This is a genomic window from Ralstonia insidiosa, assembly GCF_008801405.1.
In the GTDB taxonomy this organism is placed as follows: Bacteria; Pseudomonadota; Gammaproteobacteria; order Burkholderiales; family Burkholderiaceae; genus Ralstonia; species Ralstonia insidiosa.
In genome coordinates this window covers 138,780-159,235 of sequence record NZ_VZPV01000002.1, presented here as the reverse complement: position 1 = coordinate 159,235, position 20,456 = coordinate 138,780, and the positions used below count along the sequence as shown (strand labels likewise).

The window sequence follows — 20,456 nt, the reverse complement described above, 5'->3', positions numbered from 1 at the left end:
CTTCTCATGCAACCCACGTCCCCCGCCAACCAACCCGCGCTGCTGCGCGCCATGTTCGATGCCGCTGTGGCCAGCGCCCAGCCGTCGCTCTGCCTGGCGCAGCATCTGCCGCCGGCGCCCAAGGGACGGACCATTGTCATCGGTGCGGGCAAGGCATCGGCCGCCATGGCCCAGGCACTTGAAGCGCATTGGCCGGGGCCGCTCGAGGGGTTGGTCGTCACGCGCTACGGCTATGCCGTGCCGTGCGAGCGCATCGAGATTGTCGAGGCGGCACACCCGGTGCCCGACGCGGCTGGCCTGGAAGCCACGGCTCGCGTGCGTCAACTGGTGTCGGGGCTGACCGAAGACGACCTCGTCATCGCACTGATTTCCGGAGGTGGTTCGGCGCTGCTCGTGGCGCCGGGCGAGGGCATCAGCCTAGCCGACAAGCAGGCCGTGAATGCGGCGCTGCTCAAGAGCGGCGCCAACATTGCCGAGATGAATTGCGTGCGGCGCCACCTGTCGCAGGTCAAGGGCGGGCGGCTGGCGGCGGCCTGCCACCCGGCGCACGTGGTGACGCTGCTGATTTCTGACGTGCCGGGCGACAACCCGGTCGACATCGCGTCCGGCCCCACGGTGGCGGACCCGACCACGCGTGCAGACGCCCTGGCGATCATCGAGCGCTACCGGATCGCCGTGCCCGACAACGTGCGTGCATTCCTTGCGAAGGACGAAGCGGAGAGCATCAAGCCGGGCGACGCGCGCCTGCAGAACATCACCACGCGCATCATCACGGCGCCGCAGATCGCGCTGGAGGCTGCGGCAAAGGTGGCGGAGGCGGCGGGCTATACGCCGTACATCCTCGGCGATAGCCTGGAAGGCGAGGCGCGCGACCTGGGCCTGGCGATGGCAGGCATCGCACGTCAGGTGGTACAGCGCGGCCAGCCGTTCAAGACGCCGTGCGTGCTGCTGTCGGGCGGCGAGACGACCGTCACTGTCACGGGCAGCGGCCGCGGTGGGCGCAACGTGGAGTTCCTGCTCTCGCTGGCGGTGGCGCTGGACGGGCTGCCCGGCGTACACGCCATTGCCGGTGACACCGACGGCGTGGACGGTGCCGAAGAGATTGCCGGCGCCATCATCGCGCCCGACACGCTCGCCCGTGCATGGGCGGCTGGCATCCAGCCGCGCAAGAGCCTCGACAACAACGACGGCCACGGCTTCTTCCAGGCGCTGGGCGACTCCGTCATCACCGGCCCGACGCTGACCAACGTCAACGATTTCCGCGCCATCATCATCGATACGCCAGCCGGCGCAGCGTAAGACGAGCGTGCTGCCTGATGTGCTATCTGCGGCGCTTGTCAGGCAGTCCGTGCGTGTGCGTTGCACCAAAATCGAACGATCGTTTGTAAAACGCCGGTTTCAATCACCAGCGTTTTTCCCGCCCGTGCGCGCCATGCCACGGGCGTTCTTGTTTGGAAGTGCCAGCCTAAACTGAGACATTGGCAAGCTCCTTCAGTCGCTCCTATAAAACAGGCGTTAGGCATGACCCGACGGCGCACCCACGTGCGCACGAGAGGCGCTATCAAAACGATTCTGGCGTCGTTGTGCGGCCTTGCCGTACGACTTGTACTGTCTGCGGCCGCACGCCTAGCCAGAACCGCTTCGCTTCGTTTTGATAGCGCCTCCAAGCCAACCGAATCAAGCGGGGCAACCAGGAGGAAGACAATGGCAACACCCGGCACCGTCGCGTCCATGGAATGGACCGACAGCAAGCGGTATCTCTGGATGCTCGGCGCGCTGACGATCACGCTACCGATGATTGCCGCCGCCCTGGCGCTGTCGACCGGGTGGCATCCGTTGTGGTGGGCGGGGCCGGTCATCGTGTTCACGATCATTCCGCTGCTCGATTACCTGATTGGCGACGACCGCGACAACCCGCCCGAAGACGTCGTCCCCGAGCTGGAAAAGCAGCGCTACTACCGGCGCATCGTCTATCTGGCGACCACGGTGCTCTACGTGAGCTTTGCTGTGGCGATGTGGGTGCTGCACACCTACGAGCTCACCTGGTACGACTACATTGCGTTCGCGTTTTCACTGGGCGTGGTGACGGGCATCTCGATCAACACCGCGCACGAACTCGGCCACAAGACCAACGGTTTTGAGCGCTGGCTTGCCAAGATCACGCTGGCACCGGTGGCGTACGGGCACTTCTTCGTCGAGCACAACCGCGGCCATCACGTGCGGGTGGCCACACCGGCTGACCCGGCAAGCGCACGCTTTGGCGAATCGTTCTGGGAGTTTCTGCCGCGCACCGTGGTGGGCAGCGTCAAATCGGCCTGGGCGCTGGAGAAGCAGCGTCTTGAGCGCAACGGGCATTCGGTGTGGTCGTGGCGCAATGACGTGCTCAATGCCTGGGCGATGACGGTGGTGCTGTGGGCCGTGTGCATCGCCTTTGTCGGTATCAAGGCTGTGCCTTTCCTGCTGATCCAGGCGGTGTACGGGGCTTCATTGCTGGAGGTGGTGAACTACCTGGAGCACTACGGCCTGTGCCGTAAGCAACTGCCGAGCGGCCGCTACGAACGTTGCACGCCGCAGCATTCGTGGAACAGCAATCACGTGGTGACGAACCTGTTCCTGTATCAACTGCAGCGCCATGCCGACCATCACGCCAACCCGACGCGTTCGTTCCAGGCGCTGCGGCACTTCGAGCATTCACCGCAATTGCCCGCCGGCTATGCCGCGATGGTGCTGCTGGCCTATGTGCCGCCGCTGTGGTTTCGCGTGATGAACCCGCGCGTGATTGCGCATTACCAGGGGGACATGTCGCAGGCGAACATCAAGCCGTCGATTCGCGAGCAGGTGGTGGCGCAGTATCCGGCGCGCGCCTGACGTACGCACGGGGTTGGCGGCAGAATGTCGGGGTGATCACGGGACTGCCTACCCACGCCATGAACACCGCCATGCCTGCCTCCTTGCGAGAACCCGCCCCAATCAGCCTGCGATCCAGTGACGGCTTCGGCTGGCAGGGCTTTGCCGCCACGCTGCTCGGCATCCGCCCGGGAACGTACCGCGTGCCGGCCATGGAAGCTCACCGCATCAATGTGCATATCGGCGCGCCTGTTCGTGCGAACTGCGTGTGCGACGGCCGCCGCTATTCCCGCATCCAGGCGCACGGTGATGCGGACGTGATCCCCGCCGGGTTGCCCGGCATGTGGACCGACGATGCCGACTGCCGCATCCTCCGGATCGCCATCAGTGACGCGTTCGTACGGAGCATCGGCGAGCAGGTTGGGGCGCCGGCGGCACAGATCGCGCCGCATCTGCAATGGCGCGATGCGCGCGTGCATCACCTGGCAGCGGCGCTCGGCGCAGAGCTGGAAGCGGAAGACACTTCCGACGCGCTGTATGCAGAAAGCCTGTGCACGGCGCTGGTGGTGCGCTTGCTGAACAGCAGCCGTGAGGTTGCCGCCGCTGCGGCCAACAGTGCGCGCACCCTGGCCCCCCGTATCGCCGCACGCGTGATCGACTACATCGAAGCCCATCTGCATCAGCGGCTGACGCTGGCTGAACTGGCGGCACTGACGGGCCTGAGCACACCGCATTTCAAGGTGCTGTTTCGCGCAACGCTGGGTGTGCCGGTACATCGGTACGTCGTGCAGCGCCGGGTGGAGCGCGCGAAGGTGCTGCTGCTGGAGGGCCGGCGCAGCGCGTCGCAGATCGCGCTGGAGGTCGGCTTTGCGCACCAGAGCCACCTGACGCAGTGGATGCAGCGGCTGCTGGGCGTGACGCCGCGTGAAGTCATTCGGGCAGGGCGCGCCGCGGCGTCTGCCGATACGCTCGCCGCATAGCCGGTACAACCCGATCCTCCAAACCTGCCAGATTCCTCCGTTCCTGCAAGTTCGCATTGCGGAGCCGACCTAAGCTCGCGTCTCTCATCTGACAGGAGCACGAGCATGTATGTCATTTTTGGGGCAGCGGGCAAGGTCGGGCGTGCCACGGCCATTGCGTTGCGCAACGCCGGTCGCCCTGTGCGCGCCGTGGTGCGCCAGGCCAAGCAGGGCGAAGCGCTGGCCAAGATCGGCTGCGAAATCGTCTGTGCTGATCTGACCGATCCCACCACGGTGGCCTCCGCCATCAAGGGCGCCACGGCGGTGCAGATCCTGTGCCCGGTGCCGGTGGGGAATCCCGACCCAGCATCGACCATGCACCGCATGATCGACGTTGCCGCCGATGCGCTGCGCGCCAACCCACCACCGGCCGTGCTGGCGTTGTCGGACTACGGTGCAGAACTTGACCGGGGCACCGGCCTGACGCGCTTGTTCCACTTGCTGGAAGAACGGCTCAAGCCGCTGCCTACACACCTGACGCTGTTGCGCTCGGCGGAGCATGTGCAGAACTGGGCGGCGATGCTGCCCGTGATGCTGGCGACGGGGCGGCTGCCGAGTCTGCACAGTCCGTTGGACCGAGCGTTTGCGACCGTCTCAACGCAGGACGTGGGCGCGCTGGCCGCCGAGTTGCTGCTTGAGGTGCCCTCCACCAAAGCGCCGCGTATCGTGAGCATAGAGGGCCCGCGCCGCGTGAGCCTGATCGAGGTTGCACGCGCCTTCAGCACTGTCGTTGGCCGCGAGATCGTTGCCGACGCCGTGCCGCGCGAAGCCTGGGCACCGATGCTGCAACGGGCTGGTTTGAGCGAGAACCATATGCAGCTGCTCACCGAGTTGTACGACGCCGTCAACGCGGGGCAGATCGATGTCGAGAAGGGCGTGTCCGAGCAGCGCTTTGGCAAGACCGAGCTGACGGATGCATTCACTGCGATGCTGGCCGCGCATGTGAAATCGAGATAGCTGCGCAGCCCAGCAGTCTGCAAATGCGAATGCCTCTTATGCGGATTTCTGTCTGCGCCTTCCGGTTATTCCGCGCAGCGCGCGTTGCGCCACTATGATCTCGGAAATTTCCTGGGGTCATCATGCTGGTTGGACGTGTCACACGCGCTGTTTGGATGGCGGCTGTGCTCGGCGGCGCTGCGCTGCCCGCGCGCGCGGTCTTGCCCGACGAGATTCAGGTCTACACCGGCGACATCAATGCCCCCGGACAAGTCGGCCTGGAACTGCACCTGAATACCACGCCCAGCGGCATCGGCGAGCCCAGCTATCCGGGCGAGGTCACGACACCGCACGGGTGGCGTGCCACGGCGGAGTTCTCCTACGGGCTGACGCCGTCGCTGGAGCTTGGGCTGTACGTGCCGACCACGCTCACACGCGAGAACACGTATTACGTAACGGGCCCCAAGGTGCGCCTGAAATGGATGCCGATCCGCCCCGAGGACGACGTGGGCCAGTTTGCCGGTGTCAACGTGGAGGTGGCCCACGTTGCCGGGCGCTTCGAGCAATCGCAGAACGCACTGGAGCTGCGGCCCATCTACGGGTACCAGGACGAACGCTGGCTGTGGGCGGTCAACCCGGTGCTGGACTGGAACCTGTCCGGCCCGGGCCGCAGTGGCGTGCCGGAGGCCGCGCCGAGCTTCAAGATTGCCCGCACGGTTACGACCGGCGTGCGTGCCGGCATGGAGTACTACGCGGGTCTTGGGCCCATCAACCACATCGCACCGCTGCATGAGCAGCAGCACACGGTGTTCCTGGCGTTTGACGTCGACCTCAAGCCCGTCGTCTTCAACTTTGGCATTGGGCGTGGCCTGACGCGCGCAACGGATCGCTGGACGTTGAAGTGGATCTTTGAGATCCCGTTCAGTTAAGCCTTGGCCGCGTCGGCCTGCAGCACCTATGCTTGGCAGCAACCGATTGCGCCGGGTGTGCCAGAGGGGGGCGCCATGACGATCGACATCCGCTGCATTGCATTAGGACTGGTGTTATTCGCCTTTGCCGCGCACGCAGAAGACGACCTGCAGAATCGCGGCCACGATCCGTTCTTCCAGATTTCGTCGGGTGTTGCCAACTGCCCCGAGCCTGCCGGCCCGCGCATCAGCGAAGCCGAATGGAAGCGTGATTCCCACCACCGCATCGAGCACGGCAACCACTGTTGGGTCGAGGGTCGCTGCCGCCTACCCAACGCCTTTGCCTACGACGACGAGATTGCCGAGACAGCACAGCGGCGCTTGCAATGGATGGCCATCCATGTGCCCGGCTGGAAGCAGAACACCACGCTGTGGGTGACGGTGTGGCAGCGCTGGATGCTCGTGCAGGGCTGCGTGGCGCCGGGCTATGCGTTCGAGCCGTTCATGACCGCGCTGCGCGACGTGCCCGATGTGGAGCGCTTCATCAACGAGACGACGGCACACCCGGAGCGTGGCGTGCCGTATGCGCTGTTCCACAAGGGCGCGGTTGCCAAGCCTTGACCTTCAGGGCTTGTGCTTCTGATAGGTACCGACGAGCTCCGCCTCGGCGATGACGTGACCGCGCATGGCGCGTTCCAGTGCCGCCTTGTCGGGTGCGCCCATCTCCGGCAGCTCCACGTTCAGCGCATAGAGCTTGTGATAGTAGCGATGGCGCCCGACAGGTGGGCAGGGGCCGCCATAAGCGGTGCGTTGCCAGTCGTTGGTGCCGGCGCGCGTGCCGGGTGGCAGCCCCTTGCGTGCTGCGTCTTCGGCAATGGTCGTTGCGCTGGGCGGGATGTTGTAAAGCAGCCAGTGCACCCAGGTCATCTTCGGGGCGGCGGGGTCTGGCGCGTCCGGATCGTCGACGATCAGCACCAGGCTGCGTGTGCCCGCCGGCGCGCCGGTCCAGGCCAGTGGTGGCGAGGTATCCGAGCCTTCGCATGTGAGGTGGCAGGGGATTTCGCCACCGGTGGCAAAGGCGGGTGAGGTCAGGGTGAGCGTCATGGCTTTCCTCGCGTTCACTTGAGCAGAGACGGGAAGGCCGCATCCGCCCGCCAGTAGCAACGTCAGGAAGCACCATTGGCAGGTTGCGCGCGACATGATTGGAATCCCGTGGATTCTTTCAAGCTAGTGCGCAATGGCGGTACCGACAAGCACCGTCGGGTTTGCGCCGCTCAGGCAAACCACCCTAGCACCAGGGCTGCCACTGCCGGCACCGTCTGCACATAGAGAATCCGCTTGCTGACGGTGATCGCGCCCCAGATGCCGGCCACCGCCACGCAGATCAACCCGAACAGCGCGAACGATGCGTTGACCACCGGGTCCGGCGCCACCAGCCCGATCACCAGCGCGGCCACCAGAAAGCCGTTGTACAAGCCCTGGTTGGAGGCCATCGCCGCGGTTTCTGCCGCCTTCTCCGGCGTGATGCGGAACACCTTGGGGCCGCGTGTCTTCCACAGCACCATCTCCAGCACGACGATGTAGACGTGGATCAGCAGCACCAGCAGATAGACGATCAGGGCAAGGGTTTTGATCATGGCGGTTGTCATGTCAGGAATGAGCGTGCCGCCATGATAGAGATTTTGTGCCGCCTGCCTGCTCCCAGAAGGAGGGGTATCAGAGCCCCGTCAACGCGCGGGCTTGGGCAAAGGTGTGCAGCGACGCTGCTGCCGATGCGATGGATGCTGGCTCGATTGCCGTCAGCGCCTGGCCGCCGAGCCAGTCGATGGTCTCGCGTGCGTTGTGCGCGAGCGTCTTGCCTGCGGGGCGAATGGCAATCTGGCGGCCCGCGTGCGTGCTTTGGCGCGCGACCAGGCCGATCTTCTCCAACGCCAGCACACGCTTGAGCACGGCAGGGCGTGGCAGCCCGAGCGGCTGCGCGCATTCTGCAAGGCTGACATGGCTGCCCGCATGTGAGGCCAGCCAATCCAGCAGCACGAAATCAGCGAAGTCGATGCCGTAATGCGTGCCGAGCTTGTCGTCGAGCTTGCGCCGCAGGCTGGCCTGCGCGCGCTGCACTGCCATGCAGAACGTGAATCCGGCGGTGCTCATGCTGCGCGCTCCTCGTTTTCGTAGCCAGATACGCCCTGGCAGGGGACTTCCTGGCGCCAGAGCGTGACCAGCGTTTCCAGTTCGTGCGCCGCATCAAAATCCGGCGCATCACGGTGCTTGACCAGGTCGAGCACTTCAAACACGAAGCTCGATTCACCGTGGTCCGCCCAGTCCTTGCGCAGCAACGCGTTGGCATGGGTGCCGTGCTTCAGCTCGAACTGGTGGCGGTTGAGCGTGCCCTGCGCGTTCGTGCTGCCCTTGACCAGCGCCCGGCCGGTGATGAGGTTGCGGATGGCATAAACACCCCAGCCTGCGCCCGCGCGGCTTCGGGTCTCCAGGTACTGGCGTTTCAGTTCTCGTCGGTCGGTCATGGTGGGTCCTTGTGCGATGCATGTGTGGTGCAGTCTGCGTTGATCGGCAAGCGTCGTTCGTCAATTATTACCCGGGTAATAATGATCGGTCAATAACACCCGGGTTAAATATGTGGTGCGTGTGCTTTCGAGCACTTGGCCTGTTGCGGGGGCGGCTGCAAATTTCACCGCCCGCGGCTATGCTGTGCGCTTTCGTTTCAGGCAAAGGAGCCACGCATGACTGCACCGCAAGGATCCATGATCTCGTTCAAGCGCCCGGATGGGCAGGAACTCCAGGGCTATCTGGCCAAGCCGGCCAAAACGGAGGGCGCCCCCGGGGTGGTCGTCATCCAGGAGTGGTGGGGCCTGAACGACCAGATTCGTGGCGTGGCTGACCGTCTGGCGCGCGCCGGCTACGTGGCGCTGGTGCCCGATCTGTATCGCGGCACCATGACGGTGGAGGAGGAAGAGGCCCACCACCTGATGAGCAACCTGAACTTTGGCGATGCGGCCACGCAGGACGTGCGCGGCGCCGTGCAATACCTCAAGCAGACCTGCGATCGCGTGGGCGTGACGGGCTACTGCATGGGCGGCGCGCTCACGTTGCTGGCGCTATGTAATGTGCCGGAGGCCGCCGCAGGCGTGGTGTGGTACGGCTTCCCGCCGCTGGAATACATCGATGCCTCGAAGATCAAGGTGCCAGTGCAGGGCCACTGGGGCACGCAGGACACTGCCTTCAAGATCGAAACGGTGGATGCGCTCGAGAAGAAGCTGGCCGATGCCGGCGTCGATGTCGACTTCCATCGCTATCTCGCGCACCACGCCTTTGCCAATGAAACGGCTGTGGGCGAAAACCGCATCGCCATCACGCAGTACGACCCGGTGTGGGCGCAGCATGCATGGGATCGTGCATTGACGTTCTTCGGTCGTACGCTCTGGCCGAACAAGGGCTAAAGCACTGTCCCTTGGATCAGGCGGCCAGGATGGCCCGCGCCGCCTGGTCGCCCCACCACGCCGCTTCTTCAAACACGGAATAGCCGGACAGGTCCGCATGCGCATAGTGGATCGGCCCGGTGTTCTCGCGCAGGCGCGCAATGCCCGGCCGCGAGAGAAAGCCCGGCGTGGGAATCGCCATGGCATGCCCGCGCAGGGTCAGGTCGGCCCGGCGGATCTGCGTGCGCAGGCGGATGCCGTAGACCCTGTCCAGATCGGCCAGCGCGCGATCGAGCAATGCCTGCGGCGATGCGTTCAGCATCCACTCGCGCGCCGCCTTGGGCGTCATGTCTGACAGCGCCACGTAGGCCGTGAACACGCTCTGCGCAGGCGGCCCCACGCGAATGTCCTGGTGGTTGGCCACCACATAGCCCAGTCCCGTGCCCCGATAGACCACGTTGTCCCAAGCGAGCGGCGTGTCGTCGTACTCGGGCGGAAAGCCGTCGATCAGCAGATTGGCAAGCAGCCACGGTGCGGCTTCGGGCAGCTCGGTGGCCGGCACATCAAAGCCTTCGACGACGTGCTTGGCAACATGCAGCGGCATCGCGCTCACCACGTGGTCGGCCAGCAGGCGCACCACGCGGCCGTCGGCTTGCAGCACGTCGGCATAGACGCGTGCACCCTCTTCGTTGGTCTTGCCGATGCGTGCGGCGCTGCCCGGGAGCAGGCGGCCGGCATCGTTCAGGCCGGCAGCCTCAAACAAGCGCTCGGCCATCCAGTCCAGCCCTTCCGGCCAGGTGAGCACGGTGCCCTGTTCCGCGTTGCTGGCCATGCCGCCACGGCTGGCGAAGTACGCAATGCCGGCCCATGCGGACACGTGGTCTGCCGTGGCGCCGTAGTCATCGCGGCAGCAGTAGTCGGCATACCAGTGCAGCGTGGCGGCCTGGTAGCCCTCGCGGTGCAGCCAGTCGCGAAAGGTGAGGGTATCGAGCGCACGCCAGGCTGGGTCGGCGGAGGAGAGCGCGGTCGGCACGGCGAAGATGCGTCTGCCGTCGTTGCCAGTGGTCTGGCGCAGGCGGTCGATTTGCGCGAAGAAGCGGGTGTGCTCGGCGCGCTCGGCTTCGGTAATGCCTTCGTGCGGCACAAAGCCGTCCTGCCAGCGGTTGCCCAGCCATAGGCGTTCGTCGGGGGCGTGCACGAGCACGCGTTCGTCGTAGGTCGGACGCAGCGCAAACGGATTGCGTTCGATCACGCCGAAGTCCGAGAGCATCTCGCGCACGTGCGTCGATTCCATTGACGGCAGCGGCAGGTAATGCGCGCCGGTCGGGAAGCGTTGCGTGCCGAATGCACCGCCGGCCGCGTTGCCGTAGCGCTCCGGCCCTTCCACCACCACCACGTCGCGTCGCCCGCGCTTTGCCAGCCGCCACGCGCAACTCAATCCGCCGATGCCGCTACCGCAGATGACGACGCCAACGCGGCGTGTCTCCGACGGGGCAGGTAGTGCCTTGAGGTCGCGCAACTGATGGCCAGCGGCCTGGCCAGGCATACGCACGTTGGGCGTGATCTCGGTCAGCGCGCGAAAGCCGGCCCAGGAGGCGGCCCCGGCCGCAGCCACACCTGCCGCAGCGGCGCCGATCAGGAAACTGCGTCGCGTTGCCATCAGCGCAGCACGCCGTGCCAGTCTTCTTCAAAGTACCGCACCAGCGACTGGTTGTTCAGCCGGTTGGGCTCCACTTGCGGGCGCGGCATGTCGGGCGCGAAGCTGAACATTTGGTGCGTGGTGTCGGCATCCAGAAAGCGCGTCGGCACGCGGTACGACGTGGGCGGCTGGAAATCCGCCCGGCCCGGCGCGGCGAGGATGAAGCCCCATTCGCCAAACGACGGCACCAGCGCGTGATACGGCCACGTGCGGTAGCCGGCTTCCTTCAGGGTTGCATCCACGCACCAGTACGAGCGTGGCGCGAAGTAGGGCGAGGTGGCCTGAATGACGACTAAGCCCGTATCCGCCACGTGCCGCGACAGCAGCCGGTAGAACGGCACCGAATACAGCTTGCCGATGCTGAAGTTGGACGGGTCCGGAAAATCGACGATGGCCACGTCGAACATGTCGGTGGCGGTCTGCAGCCATTGCCCCGCATCGGCATTGACCACCGTCACGCGCGGATCGCTGAACGCATGCTGGTTGAGCGCAACCAGCGCCTCCGCATGCGAGAACAGGTTCGTCATGCGCGGGTCCAGATCGACCAGGGTGACGTGCTCGACTTGCGGGTACTTCAGGATCTGCCGCAGTGCGAGGCCGTCGCCGCCGCCCAGCACCAGCACGCGCCGCGCGCCGCGCACGGATTCCAGCGCGGGCAGCACCAGCGCCTCGTGATAGCGGTATTCGTCGCGCGAGGAGAACTGCAGGTTGCCGTTGATGTAGAGGCGCAGGTCATCCTTCCAGCGCGTCACCACCAGCCGTTGATACGGTGATGAAATCGCATGGATGATCTCGTCGCCAAAGAGCGCGCGTTCTGACCAGTGCGTGAGCTTGTCTGATGCGGCAAAGCCCGCCAGCAGCGCGGCAGCGACAGCGCCCGCACGCCACGCCATCGCACTGCGCATGCGGGCGGTGAGCGCCAGTTCTGCGCGAAAGTGCCAGAGTGTCCAGACCGCAATCGCCGTATTGAGCAGCCCGAACAGGAAGCCCGTACGCACCAGCCCCAGGCGCGGCGCCAGCACCAGCGGAAACAGCAGCGATACGGCCAGCGCGCCCAGGTAATCGAACGTCAGCACGCGGCTGACCAGGTCGGAAAACTTGGCTTGCCGGCGATGCAGCATGCGCATCACCAGCGGAATCTCCATGCCGACCAGCACGCCGATCACCGTCACCAGCGCGTACAGCACCAACCGGAACGGCGCTGATTCCACCGCAAACAAGACAAACAGCGCCGCCGCCGAGACGCCGCCAAACAACCCCACCAGCAGTTCCAGATCGACAAAGCGGGCGAGCAATGCATCGTCTGCCACGTAGCGCGAGAGCCACGAGCCGATGCCCATCGCAAACAGATAGGCGCCGATGATGGAGGAGAACTGCAGGATCGAATCGCCCAGCAGGTACGAAGCCAGTGCCCCGGCAATCAGTTCGTAAGCCAGCCCGCATGAGGCGACCACAAACACGGCGAGGACCAGCAAGGCGTTGCCGCGGCCGGCCGGCTGCGTAGGTTCGTAGGTGGCGTCAGGCTGCGGCGTGGACATGCGAAGGCAGGGGGAAGATGATCGTGCGTTAACAAACGGCTGGCGCAAATGCGAGCGCGATTGTGCCGCCTTTTTTCTGCCGCGGCGAGCCAGCTGTGCAGGGCAACATCGGGGGGTACGCAAGCGGCGCATCAGCCGCTATAGTGGCGCCACTTGCGCACTGCCCAGGCTGATTGCCTTCTGCCCATGCCCGATATGACCGCTTCCGTGATCGCCTATGCCTCGCACCTGCTGGCGGGTGCTGTGGTGTTTGCTGGTTTCTTCTTTGTCTACCTGCGTCTGACGCCGTACGACGAGTTCAAGCTGATCCGTGAAGGCAACGTCTCTGCAGCGCTGTCGCTGGCCGGTGCGCTGCTCGGCTTCGTGCTGACCATTGCATCCAGCATCACGCACGCCGATGGCCTGATACCGTTCCTGTTCTGGTCGGTGATGGCGTCGGTCGTGCAGTTGATTGTCTTCGTGGTGCTCACGCGCCTGATGCCCGACTACCGCCTGCAGATCGAGCACAACAACATCGCCGCCGGTATGCTGTTTGGCGTGAGCGCACTGGCCGTTGGTGTGATCAACGCTGCCTGCCTGTCCTGATTGTTCCTGCACCGCGAATCATCGCGAAGGAGTTTCCTGTGAGCCTGTCCAGCTTTATCAAAAAGCAGTTTATTGACATCCTGCAGTGGACGGAGAGCGAAGACGGCGTACTCGCCTGGCGCTATCCCATGCAGGACATGGAAATCCAGAACGGCGGCACCCTGGTCGTGCGCGACTCGCAGATGGCGATGTTCGTCAACGAAGGCCAGATTGCCGATGTGTTCGGTGCCGGCACCTTCAAGCTGACCACGCAGACGCTGCCCGTCCTGACCTACCTGAAGAACTGGGACAAGCTGTTCGAGTCCCCCTTCAAGTCCGACGTCTACTACTTCAGCACGCGCCAGCAGCTCGGCCGCCGCTGGGGCACGCCGCAGCCGGTGACGGTGCGCGACAAGGATTTCGGCATGATCCGCCTGCGCGCCTTTGGCGTGTATGCGTACCACGTGGCCGATCCGAAACAGTTTTACCAGCAGGTGAGCGGCACGCGCGACATCTATACCGTCGACGAAGTTGAAGCCCAGCTTGGCCCCGTCATCATGGGTGCCATGGCCACGGCGTTTGGCGAATCCGGTGTGCCGTTCCTGGACTTGGCCGCCAACCAGACGCTGATGTCGAACAAGGTGCGCGAGACCCTGGCGCCGCAGTTCACGCAGTACGGCCTGGCGCTCGACAGCTTCCAGGTCTCCAGCGTCACGCTGCCGGACGAACTGCAGGCCGCGATGGACCGCCGCATCAGCATGGACATGACCGGCGACATGGGGCGCTTCACGCAGTATCAGGCGGCCGAATCGCTGCCGCTGGCTGCGCAGAACGAAGGTGGCATCGCTGGCACGGGCGCGGGTCTGGCGGCAGGCTTGGCAATGGGCCAGACGATGGCCGAGAGCCTGCGCACCGCTGTGCAGGGCGGTGCCGGATCGGCTACCCCCGCTGCTGCACAACCGGCTGCCGCCGCACCGGTTGCTCCGGCTGCCGACGACCCGACCGCACGCCTGACCAAGCTCAAGGATCTGCTCGACAAGGGCCTCATCACCCAGGCCGACTTTGATGCCGGCAAGGCCGCCGTGCTCAAGGCACTGACCGGGGGCTGAGCTCAGCTTTGCTGCTCGAATGACCGGGCGGCGAAGGGGCTGTGCCCCTTTAGCCGCCCGTTTTGCTGTGCAATCGAACGACCCGACCATGTTTCATGCCAACTGCCCGGCGTGTGGCGCGCCGGTGGAACTGAAGTCCGCCGCTGCCGTGATGACGGTGTGCAGCTTTTGCAAGAGCACACTGCTGCGCGACGGCGAAACGCTGTCCGACATCGGCAAGATGTCTGCCGTGCTGGAGGACTACGCGCGCGTGCAGATCGGCACCACCGGGCGCTACAAGAACAAGGCCTTCACCGTCGTGGGGCGCATCCAGTTGCGCTACGACGCGGGCTTCTGGAACGAGTGGTACGTGCTGTTTGACGACAGCACCGATGGCTGGCTGGCTGAGGCTTCGGGCCAGGTCACCATGACCTTCTCGCGTGGCGTGCCGCGCAACGCCGTGGCGTTCGAAACGTTGCGGCCCGGGCAGCTTTACGATGCTGACGGCAAGCAGTTCACGCTGTCAGACGTGCGCGAGGCCGATTGCACCGGCGGCCAGGGTGAATTGCCGTTCCGTGTGGGCGAGGGCTGGCATGCGCGCGTGGCCGATGGCCGCCGCGAAGACGCCTTCATCACGCTCGACTATTCCGACGGTACGGCGCCCACGCTCTACCTGGGCGAGGCCACCACGCTCGAAGCGCTCAAGTGCCAACTCCTGCGCACCGACGCCGAGATCAAGGAAACCGCCGGCCGCGTCCCCCGCAAGCTCACCAACCTCGACTGCCCGCAGTGCGGCACGTCGATCCCGTTCAGCCCTGGCGTGACCGGGCATGTGTTGTGCCCCGGCTGTGGCGCGGCCATCGATGCCGCCACACCGCGCGGCGAGATTATCGCCCGCGCCCGGTCCGTGCCGCAGGTTGTCACCACGCTGGAACTGGGCGACAAGGCGTTGATCGACGGCCAGCAGTGGCAGGTGATCGGCGTGATGCGTCGCACGGTGGTCGACGGCGGCGGCGAGTGGTTCGAATACCTGCTGTACACCCCCAAGCGCGGTTTCACGTGGATGGTGGAAACCGATGACGGCTGGTTCCGCGCCAACGTGCTCGACCGCTGGCCCACGCAGATCGACGGCCGCAAGGCCACGCTGGGCAACACGCAGTACACCCGCGACGAGGACTACACCGCACGCGTGACCTACGCTGCCGGCGCCTTCAACTGGCGCGTGCAGGCCGGCGACCAGACCCGCGTGGTCGAATACACGGCTGGCCAGGAAAGCCTTGCCGCAGAGAGCGATGCGCATGAACTGAGCTGGTCTAAGAGCACGCCGGTCAGCACTGCGCAGATCAAGGCGTGGTTCGGCAAGGTGGTGGCCGAACCGGTCAAGGAGGCATCGGGCTCGGGCTACATGACCGTGGCAGTGGTGTCCTGTGTGCTGCTCGGTTTGCTGAATCTGGTGCCGTTCTTCATGGCGCCGGGTTCGGTGTTTGTGATCACGTTCTTTGCAGCGCTGATGCTGATCGTGCCGGCATGGCTGGTCGCCAAGGTCGGGGGTGGGGAATGAAAGGCTGGTTCGTGCTGTACGCCGTGTGCGTGGTGATTGGCGCAACGGTCATGGACTGGAGAGCCGGTTTTGCGGCGCCGCGCACGCCGTCGTATGGCAGCAGCACCAGCGGGTCTTCGTACTGGGGCGGCTCGTCCGGCGGTAGCGGTTACGGTGGCGGCTTCAGCGGGGGCCACAAGTGACGCGCACGGACGCGACGCCGCACGCTGCCGCAACCTCTGCTGCAGTGGGCGAGCATCTGCTGCTCGATCTGTATGGCGTGGCGCCCGTGCTGCTGCGTGATGCCCAGGCCCTGGAGGCTGCGCTGCGCGAGGCAGCTGCCGCGCTGGGTGCCACCATTCTTCATGCGCATCTCCATCGTTTCGATTCGCTGCGTGTGGGCGCGTCCGCCGGTGAGCAGGGTGGTGTGACGGGTGTCCTCTTGCTGGCGGAGTCACACTTGTCGATCCACACGTGGCCGGAGCACGGGTTTGCCGCCATTGATGCCTTCATGTGCGGCACCGGCACAACGCATGGTGCGCGCGCCGTGTTTGAACGTGCGCTGGCACCGGAGCGTGTTGACGTACGTGTCGCGCAGCGCGGTTGCGCACCCGCTTAATACATTTGGTTTAATCCAATATCGTTTCCGGCCCGCGCTTCAAGCAGGCAGTGGGCTTGGCCGCCATCGTCCTGAATCAGCGCTGGCGGGCGCTTCGTTGTAGATGAAATGCGCACGCACTGACGTGCCATGATGGTTGTTCGGATTGCATCCCGGTGGTCGATGCAAGGCCACCGGTGTTTGGTCTTTCCATTACCAACCCGACGAGGCCTCCATGACCACGCTGCCAACGCACGTCTCTTCTGCACTGCTCCCCACACCTTCTCCTGCCGCGCCGGCGTTGCCGGACTGGATTGCTGTTCGCATGCGGCGCCACTATGACGATCGCATGGGCAAGCTCTGGGGCGGAGACCACCTGCTCCACGGCCGCACGCCAGGGCCCGATGCCCTGTTCCTGAACAGCAACGACTACCTATGCTTGCTCGGCGAGCGGGAATTGGTACGTGCGCAGGCGCGCGCACTGCTCGGGCACGAGCACGAACTGCTCATGTCAGCCGTGTTCCAGCACGGTGATACGCCGCAGAGCCGGGTGGAAGCCCGGCTGGCTGCCATGATGCGCGCCGAGGCCGGCTTGATCGCCCAATCCGGCTGGGCCGCGAATGTCGGGCTGATCCAGTGCATTGCAGGACCAGGCGTGCCCGTCTATATCGATATGGCCGCGCACGCCTCGCTGTGGGAGGGCATCACCGCGGCGGGCGCGGTACCGGTGCCGTTTCGCCATAACGACGTAGACCATCTGAACCGGCAACTGGAGCGGACCGGCCCCGGCATCATCGTGGTGGATTCCGTCTACAGCACCACCGGCAGCGTGGCGCCGTTGACGGCGCTGGTGGTGGCGGCCGAGGCCAGCGGCTCGGTCATCGTGGTGGATGAATCCCACTCCCTGGGCACGCACGGGCCGGGCGGGGCGGGTCTGGTGGTGCAACTGGGGCTGGAGCGCCGTGTGCACTTTCGTACGGCGTCATTGGCCAAGACGTTTGCCGGCCGTGCCGGGTTTGTTGCCTGCAGTGGCCTGTTCAAGGATTTCTTTGCCGTAGAGGCTCGCCCAGCCATTTTCAGTTCGGGGTTGCTGCGGCACGAACTGGCCTGGTTCGAGGCCGCGGCGGATTTCATTGGTGCGGCGGAGGCTCGACGCGAGAGTCTGCATGCCATCACCCGCTCTGTGCGCGCAGGTATCGCCGCGCTGGGCTACAACATCAGTGACGGCACCGAGCAGATCATCGGGCTGGAGGCGGGGCCCGAGCCGCAGGTCAAGGTGCTGCGCGACGCATTGCAGGCCCGCGGCATCTTCGGTGCGGTATTCTGTGCGCCGGCTACGCCCAGAAACCGGGCGTTGGTGCGCCTGACGCTGCATGCCAAGCTCACGCCCGCAGAGATCGGGCGGCTGCTTGGTGTCCTGGCAGAGATTCGTGATCGGGTGGGGCTGGACGATTGGGCGTCCACGCGCCGGATGCGAAGACCTGCAGCCGCCGTTCAACTCAATGCATGTTTGGCGAACGCATGACGAACACAGTGGGTGGAGTCCCCGCAGACAATCCGGGTCGCTGGCCGGCCCGCGTCTGGCAGTACCTCGCGACCTCGTTGACGAGCGCGGCACTGCTTGACGAAGAGAGCGCGGCGCGGCTGCGCCGCATCCGCTTCGTGGGTGCGCTGGGGGTGCTCGGCCACCCGTTGTACTTCGTGATCTGGTCGGTCGTTTTTCCGCAGCCGTATGAGAACGTCTGGCTGCGCGCCGTGTGCACGCTGCTGTTCATTCCGTTGCTGTTTGCCAACCGGCTGTCGCAATACAAGTGGCTGCCGGCCTATGCATTGTTTGCCATTACGGCTGGGCTGCCGTTTGCCTTCATCTTCTTCTATCTCGAGAACGCCGGGACGATGGTGTGGGCGGAGTCGGTGGTCATTGCCGTCGTCATCCTGTTCCATTTCAGTACGGCGTTCGCGCTGATCTCGCTCATCAGTGGGGCGTTTGCTGCGACGGCGCTGTTCTTGCTGGCCGGCAACGCGGTGGCAGCGTTTCCGTGGCATGCGCTGCTGGAGCAGATACCGGTGGTGGCGTTTGTCGTGGCCGTGCTCGTCGTCATCAAGTTGGACCGCCAGATCCTGGCCGAGCAGAAACAGCGCGGTGTGGCGCTGGCGCTGGGCACCGTGGCCCATGAGTTGCGCACGCCGCTGGCCAGCCTAGCCCTGACAGCGCGCGGCATTCAGGATCGCTTGCCCAAGCTGGTGCCGCCCGACCACCCAGACCTGCCGGCGGTGCAGCATGCGGTCGAGCGCATGCGTACCGATGTGGTGCGTGCCAACAACAGCATCGAGTTGCTGGTCGCCAATTCAAAAGATCCGCAGACCGTCAGCATCAACTGGTTTGATCCGCACGAGGCGATCTGCTCAGCCATTGCGGCCTTTCCTTTTGAGCCTGGGACGCGGGAGCTGGTGTCGATTGCACCGAGCATCGGAGTGCGGGTGCTGGGCAACGCGAGCTTGTTCGAGCACATCATCACCAACCTGACCAAGAACGCGCTGGAGGCCATCCAACGCGTGGGCAAGGGGGATCTTCACTTCAGCTATGAGAGGTCGTCGCGCGGGGTGGAGATCGTCGTACGCGATACCGGTTCGGGCATCTCGTCGACCGTGCTCAAGCGGATGTTCGAGCCGTTCTTCTCCTACCCAGCGCATCGCGGCACGGGGATCGGCCTGATGTTCTGCCGCAAGGTGTTGCGTGGCTGGGGCGCCAGCATCTCGTGCAAGTCGGTCGAGCACGAGTACACCGAATTCCGCATCCGCTTCCCGAACCCGCGCTGAGGTTGTCAACGCAGGCCCGGGGCAGCCCGCGGCTTATTACCGGCCGACCATGTTCTCCGGCCGCACCCACGCATCAAACTGCTCGGGCGTGACATAGCCGAGTGCCAGCGCGGCCTCGCGCAGGCTCGTGCCTTCCTTGTGTGCCTTCTTGGCGATCTGCGCGGATTTGTCGTAGCCGATGTGCGGGTTGAGTGCCGTCACCAGCATCAGTGAGCGCTGCACAAGTTCGTCGATGCGGGCACGGTTGGGCTCGATGCCTACGGCGCAGTGGTCGTTGAAGCTGCGCATGCCGTCGGCCAGCAGGCGTGTGCTGTGCAGGAAGTTGTAGGCAATCATCGGGCGGAACACGTTCAGCTCGAAGTTGCCGGATGCACCGCCAATGTTGACCGCGACATCGTTGCCGAACACCTGCGCGCACAGCATCGTCACGGCTTCGCTCTGCGTGGGGTTGACCTTGCCGGGCATGATGGACGAGCCCGGTTCGTTCTCGGGGATGGAGATTTCCCCCAGGCCGCTGCGCGGGCCGCTCGCCAGCCAGCGGATGTCGTTGGCGATCTTGGTGAGGCTGGCGGCCAGCGTTTTCAACGTGCCATGTGCGTGCACCAGACCATCGGCGGAGGCCATGGTCTCGAACTTGTTGGGCGAGGTGACGAAGGGCAGGCCGGTCAGGTTAGCCAGCTCGGCGGCCACCTGTTCGGCGTAGCCGGCCGGCGCGTTCAGGCCGGTGCCCACTGCCGTGCCGCCCAGTGCCAGCTCGCACAGGTGCGGCAGCGCCGCGTTCAGGTGCGTTTCGTTGTGCTGCAGTTGGGCGACATAGCCGGAGAACTCCTGGCCGAGCGTGAGCGGCGTGGCGTCCTGCAGGTGCGTGCGGCCGATCTTGATGATGCTGTCGAAGTCTGCCGCCTTTTTGGCAAGCGTTTCGCGCAGTGTGCGCAGCGACGGAATCAGGTGCCGCGTGATGGCGGTAACAGCCGCCACGTGCATCGCCGTCGGGAACACGTCGTTGGACGACTGGCTGCGGTTGACGTCGTCGTTCGGGTGCACGAGGCGGCCCTCGCCGCGCTCGCCGCCCAGCAGTTCGCTGGCGCGGTTGGCAAGCACCTCGTTCATGTTCATGTTGCTCTGCGTACCGGAGCCGGTCTGCCAGACCACCAGCGGGAATTCGTTCGGGTGCTTGCCCGCGATGACTTCATCTGCAGCGGCGATGATGGCGTTGGCTTTATCGGCCGGCAGCAGCCCCAGGCGGTGGTTGACGGCGGCGCTTGCGCGCTTGATGCGGGCCAGCGCGTCGATCAGCTCGCGCGGCATGCGGTCGCCCGCAATGTCGAAGTTCTGCAGAGAGCGCTGCGTCTGCGCGCCCCACAGATGATTGGCGGGGACTTCAATGGGGCCAAAGGTGTCGCGTTCGGTACGGGTGGTCATGGCAGGTCTGCATGAGGGTGACTGGGACGAACGCCCACCAGTA

Annotated in this window: 21 protein-coding genes; 14 read left to right on the top strand and 7 right to left on the bottom strand. The window is 65.1% G+C overall.

What is annotated here, in order from left to right; all coding sequences use genetic code 11:
• The first annotated feature begins 6 nt into the window (after positions 1-6).
• The 6 genes from F7R11_RS17460 to F7R11_RS17435 all read left to right on the top strand — a co-directional run bounded on the left by F7R11_RS17460 (position 7) and on the right by F7R11_RS17435 (position 6,331).
• Complete coding sequence (locus F7R11_RS17460) at positions 7-1,299, top strand: glycerate kinase type-2 family protein (protein ID WP_064806676.1); 1,293 nt, start codon at positions 7-9, stop codon at positions 1,297-1,299.
• A 405-nt stretch (positions 1,300-1,704) separates the two neighbouring features.
• Positions 1,705-2,868: an alkane 1-monooxygenase gene (locus F7R11_RS17455; RefSeq protein ID WP_064806678.1), complete on the top strand. Its 1,164-nt coding sequence runs from the start codon at positions 1,705-1,707 to the stop codon at positions 2,866-2,868.
• A gap of 71 nt (positions 2,869-2,939) precedes the next feature.
• Positions 2,940-3,827, top strand: a complete 888-nt coding sequence (locus F7R11_RS17450; RefSeq protein ID WP_390624376.1) for an AraC family transcriptional regulator — start codon at positions 2,940-2,942, stop codon at positions 3,825-3,827.
• 105 nt (positions 3,828-3,932) lie between these two features.
• Positions 3,933-4,823 (top strand): NmrA family NAD(P)-binding protein, encoded by an 891-nt coding sequence (locus tag F7R11_RS17445; RefSeq protein ID WP_064806683.1) that lies wholly within the window; start codon positions 3,933-3,935, stop codon positions 4,821-4,823.
• 122 nt (positions 4,824-4,945) lie between these two features.
• Complete coding sequence (locus tag F7R11_RS17440; RefSeq protein ID WP_064806685.1) at positions 4,946-5,731, top strand: hypothetical protein; 786 nt, start codon at positions 4,946-4,948, stop codon at positions 5,729-5,731.
• Positions 5,732-5,806: 75 nt separating this feature from the next.
• Entirely contained in the window at positions 5,807-6,331 is a 525-nt protein-coding gene (locus tag F7R11_RS17435; RefSeq protein ID WP_064809000.1) for a hypothetical protein, read from the top strand.
• 3 nt (positions 6,332-6,334) lie between these two features.
• Here F7R11_RS17435 and F7R11_RS17430 read toward each other — a convergent pair whose 3' ends face one another.
• The 4 genes from F7R11_RS17430 to F7R11_RS17415 all read right to left on the bottom strand — a co-directional run bounded on the left by F7R11_RS17430 (position 6,335) and on the right by F7R11_RS17415 (position 8,232).
• Positions 6,335-6,814 (bottom strand): YbhB/YbcL family Raf kinase inhibitor-like protein, encoded by a 480-nt coding sequence (locus tag F7R11_RS17430; RefSeq protein WP_064806687.1) that lies wholly within the window; start codon positions 6,812-6,814, stop codon positions 6,335-6,337.
• Positions 6,815-6,984: 170 nt separating this feature from the next.
• Complete coding sequence (locus F7R11_RS17425; protein WP_064809001.1) at positions 6,985-7,347, bottom strand: DUF1304 domain-containing protein; 363 nt, start codon at positions 7,345-7,347, stop codon at positions 6,985-6,987.
• 79 nt (positions 7,348-7,426) lie between these two features.
• Positions 7,427-7,861 carry a helix-turn-helix domain-containing protein gene (locus F7R11_RS17420; protein ID WP_064806690.1) on the bottom strand — a complete coding sequence of 145 codons (435 nt, stop codon included), beginning with the start codon at positions 7,859-7,861 and terminating at the stop codon, positions 7,427-7,429.
• Positions 7,858-8,232, bottom strand: a complete 375-nt coding sequence (locus tag F7R11_RS17415) for a GIY-YIG nuclease family protein (RefSeq protein ID WP_064806692.1) — start codon at positions 8,230-8,232, stop codon at positions 7,858-7,860. The genes F7R11_RS17420 and F7R11_RS17415 overlap by 4 nt, the downstream gene beginning before the upstream one ends.
• Positions 8,233-8,448: 216 nt before the next feature.
• Between F7R11_RS17415 and F7R11_RS17410 the strand changes: the two genes are divergently transcribed.
• A complete protein-coding gene (locus F7R11_RS17410) occupies positions 8,449-9,165 on the top strand; it encodes a dienelactone hydrolase family protein (protein ID WP_064806694.1) in 717 nt (238 codons plus the stop codon).
• Positions 9,166-9,181: 16 nt separating this feature from the next.
• On the opposite strand, the gene F7R11_RS17405 is transcribed toward F7R11_RS17410, so the two are convergent.
• Positions 9,182-10,804, bottom strand: a complete 1,623-nt coding sequence (locus tag F7R11_RS17405) for an NAD(P)-binding protein (protein ID WP_064806697.1) — start codon at positions 10,802-10,804, stop codon at positions 9,182-9,184.
• Positions 10,804-12,381, bottom strand: a complete 1,578-nt coding sequence (locus tag F7R11_RS17400) for a polyamine aminopropyltransferase (protein WP_064806699.1) — start codon at positions 12,379-12,381, stop codon at positions 10,804-10,806. The genes F7R11_RS17405 and F7R11_RS17400 overlap by 1 nt, the downstream gene beginning before the upstream one ends.
• A 186-nt stretch (positions 12,382-12,567) precedes the next feature.
• Here F7R11_RS17400 and F7R11_RS17395 point away from each other — a divergent pair, with 186 nt between their 5' ends.
• The 7 genes from F7R11_RS17395 (at position 12,568) to F7R11_RS17365 (ending at position 18,991) form a co-directional block, all read left to right on the top strand.
• Positions 12,568-12,966: a DUF350 domain-containing protein gene (locus F7R11_RS17395; RefSeq protein ID WP_064806701.1), complete on the top strand. Its 399-nt coding sequence runs from the start codon at positions 12,568-12,570 to the stop codon at positions 12,964-12,966.
• A gap of 38 nt (positions 12,967-13,004) precedes the next feature.
• The gene (locus F7R11_RS17390) at positions 13,005-14,054 is read left to right on the top strand and encodes an SPFH domain-containing protein (protein WP_064806703.1); all 1,050 of its coding nucleotides are present in this window, start codon (positions 13,005-13,007) and stop codon (positions 14,052-14,054) included.
• 88 nt (positions 14,055-14,142) lie between these two features.
• Positions 14,143-15,594, top strand: coding sequence for a DUF4178 domain-containing protein (locus F7R11_RS17385; protein WP_064809002.1), 1,452 nt, complete (start codon positions 14,143-14,145; stop codon positions 15,592-15,594).
• Positions 15,591-15,776: a hypothetical protein gene (locus tag F7R11_RS17380; protein ID WP_021192750.1), complete on the top strand. Its 186-nt coding sequence runs from the start codon at positions 15,591-15,593 to the stop codon at positions 15,774-15,776. The genes F7R11_RS17385 and F7R11_RS17380 overlap by 4 nt, the downstream gene beginning before the upstream one ends.
• A complete protein-coding gene (speD, locus tag F7R11_RS17375; protein WP_021192749.1) occupies positions 15,773-16,192 on the top strand; it encodes an adenosylmethionine decarboxylase in 420 nt (139 codons plus the stop codon). The genes F7R11_RS17380 and speD overlap by 4 nt, the downstream gene beginning before the upstream one ends.
• A 214-nt stretch (positions 16,193-16,406) precedes the next feature.
• Positions 16,407-17,696 (top strand): alpha-hydroxyketone-type quorum-sensing autoinducer synthase, encoded by a 1,290-nt coding sequence (gene cqsA / locus F7R11_RS17370; protein WP_064806705.1) that lies wholly within the window; start codon positions 16,407-16,409, stop codon positions 17,694-17,696.
• Complete coding sequence (locus tag F7R11_RS17365; protein ID WP_064809003.1) at positions 17,693-18,991, top strand: sensor histidine kinase; 1,299 nt, start codon at positions 17,693-17,695, stop codon at positions 18,989-18,991. The genes cqsA and F7R11_RS17365 overlap by 4 nt, the downstream gene beginning before the upstream one ends.
• A 36-nt stretch (positions 18,992-19,027) precedes the next feature.
• On the opposite strand, the gene fumC is transcribed toward F7R11_RS17365, so the two are convergent.
• On the bottom strand, positions 19,028-20,413 hold the full coding sequence (gene fumC, locus F7R11_RS17360) for a class II fumarate hydratase (protein ID WP_064806707.1): 1,386 nt from the start codon (positions 20,411-20,413) through the stop codon (positions 19,028-19,030).
• Positions 20,414-20,456: the final 43 nt, after the last annotated feature.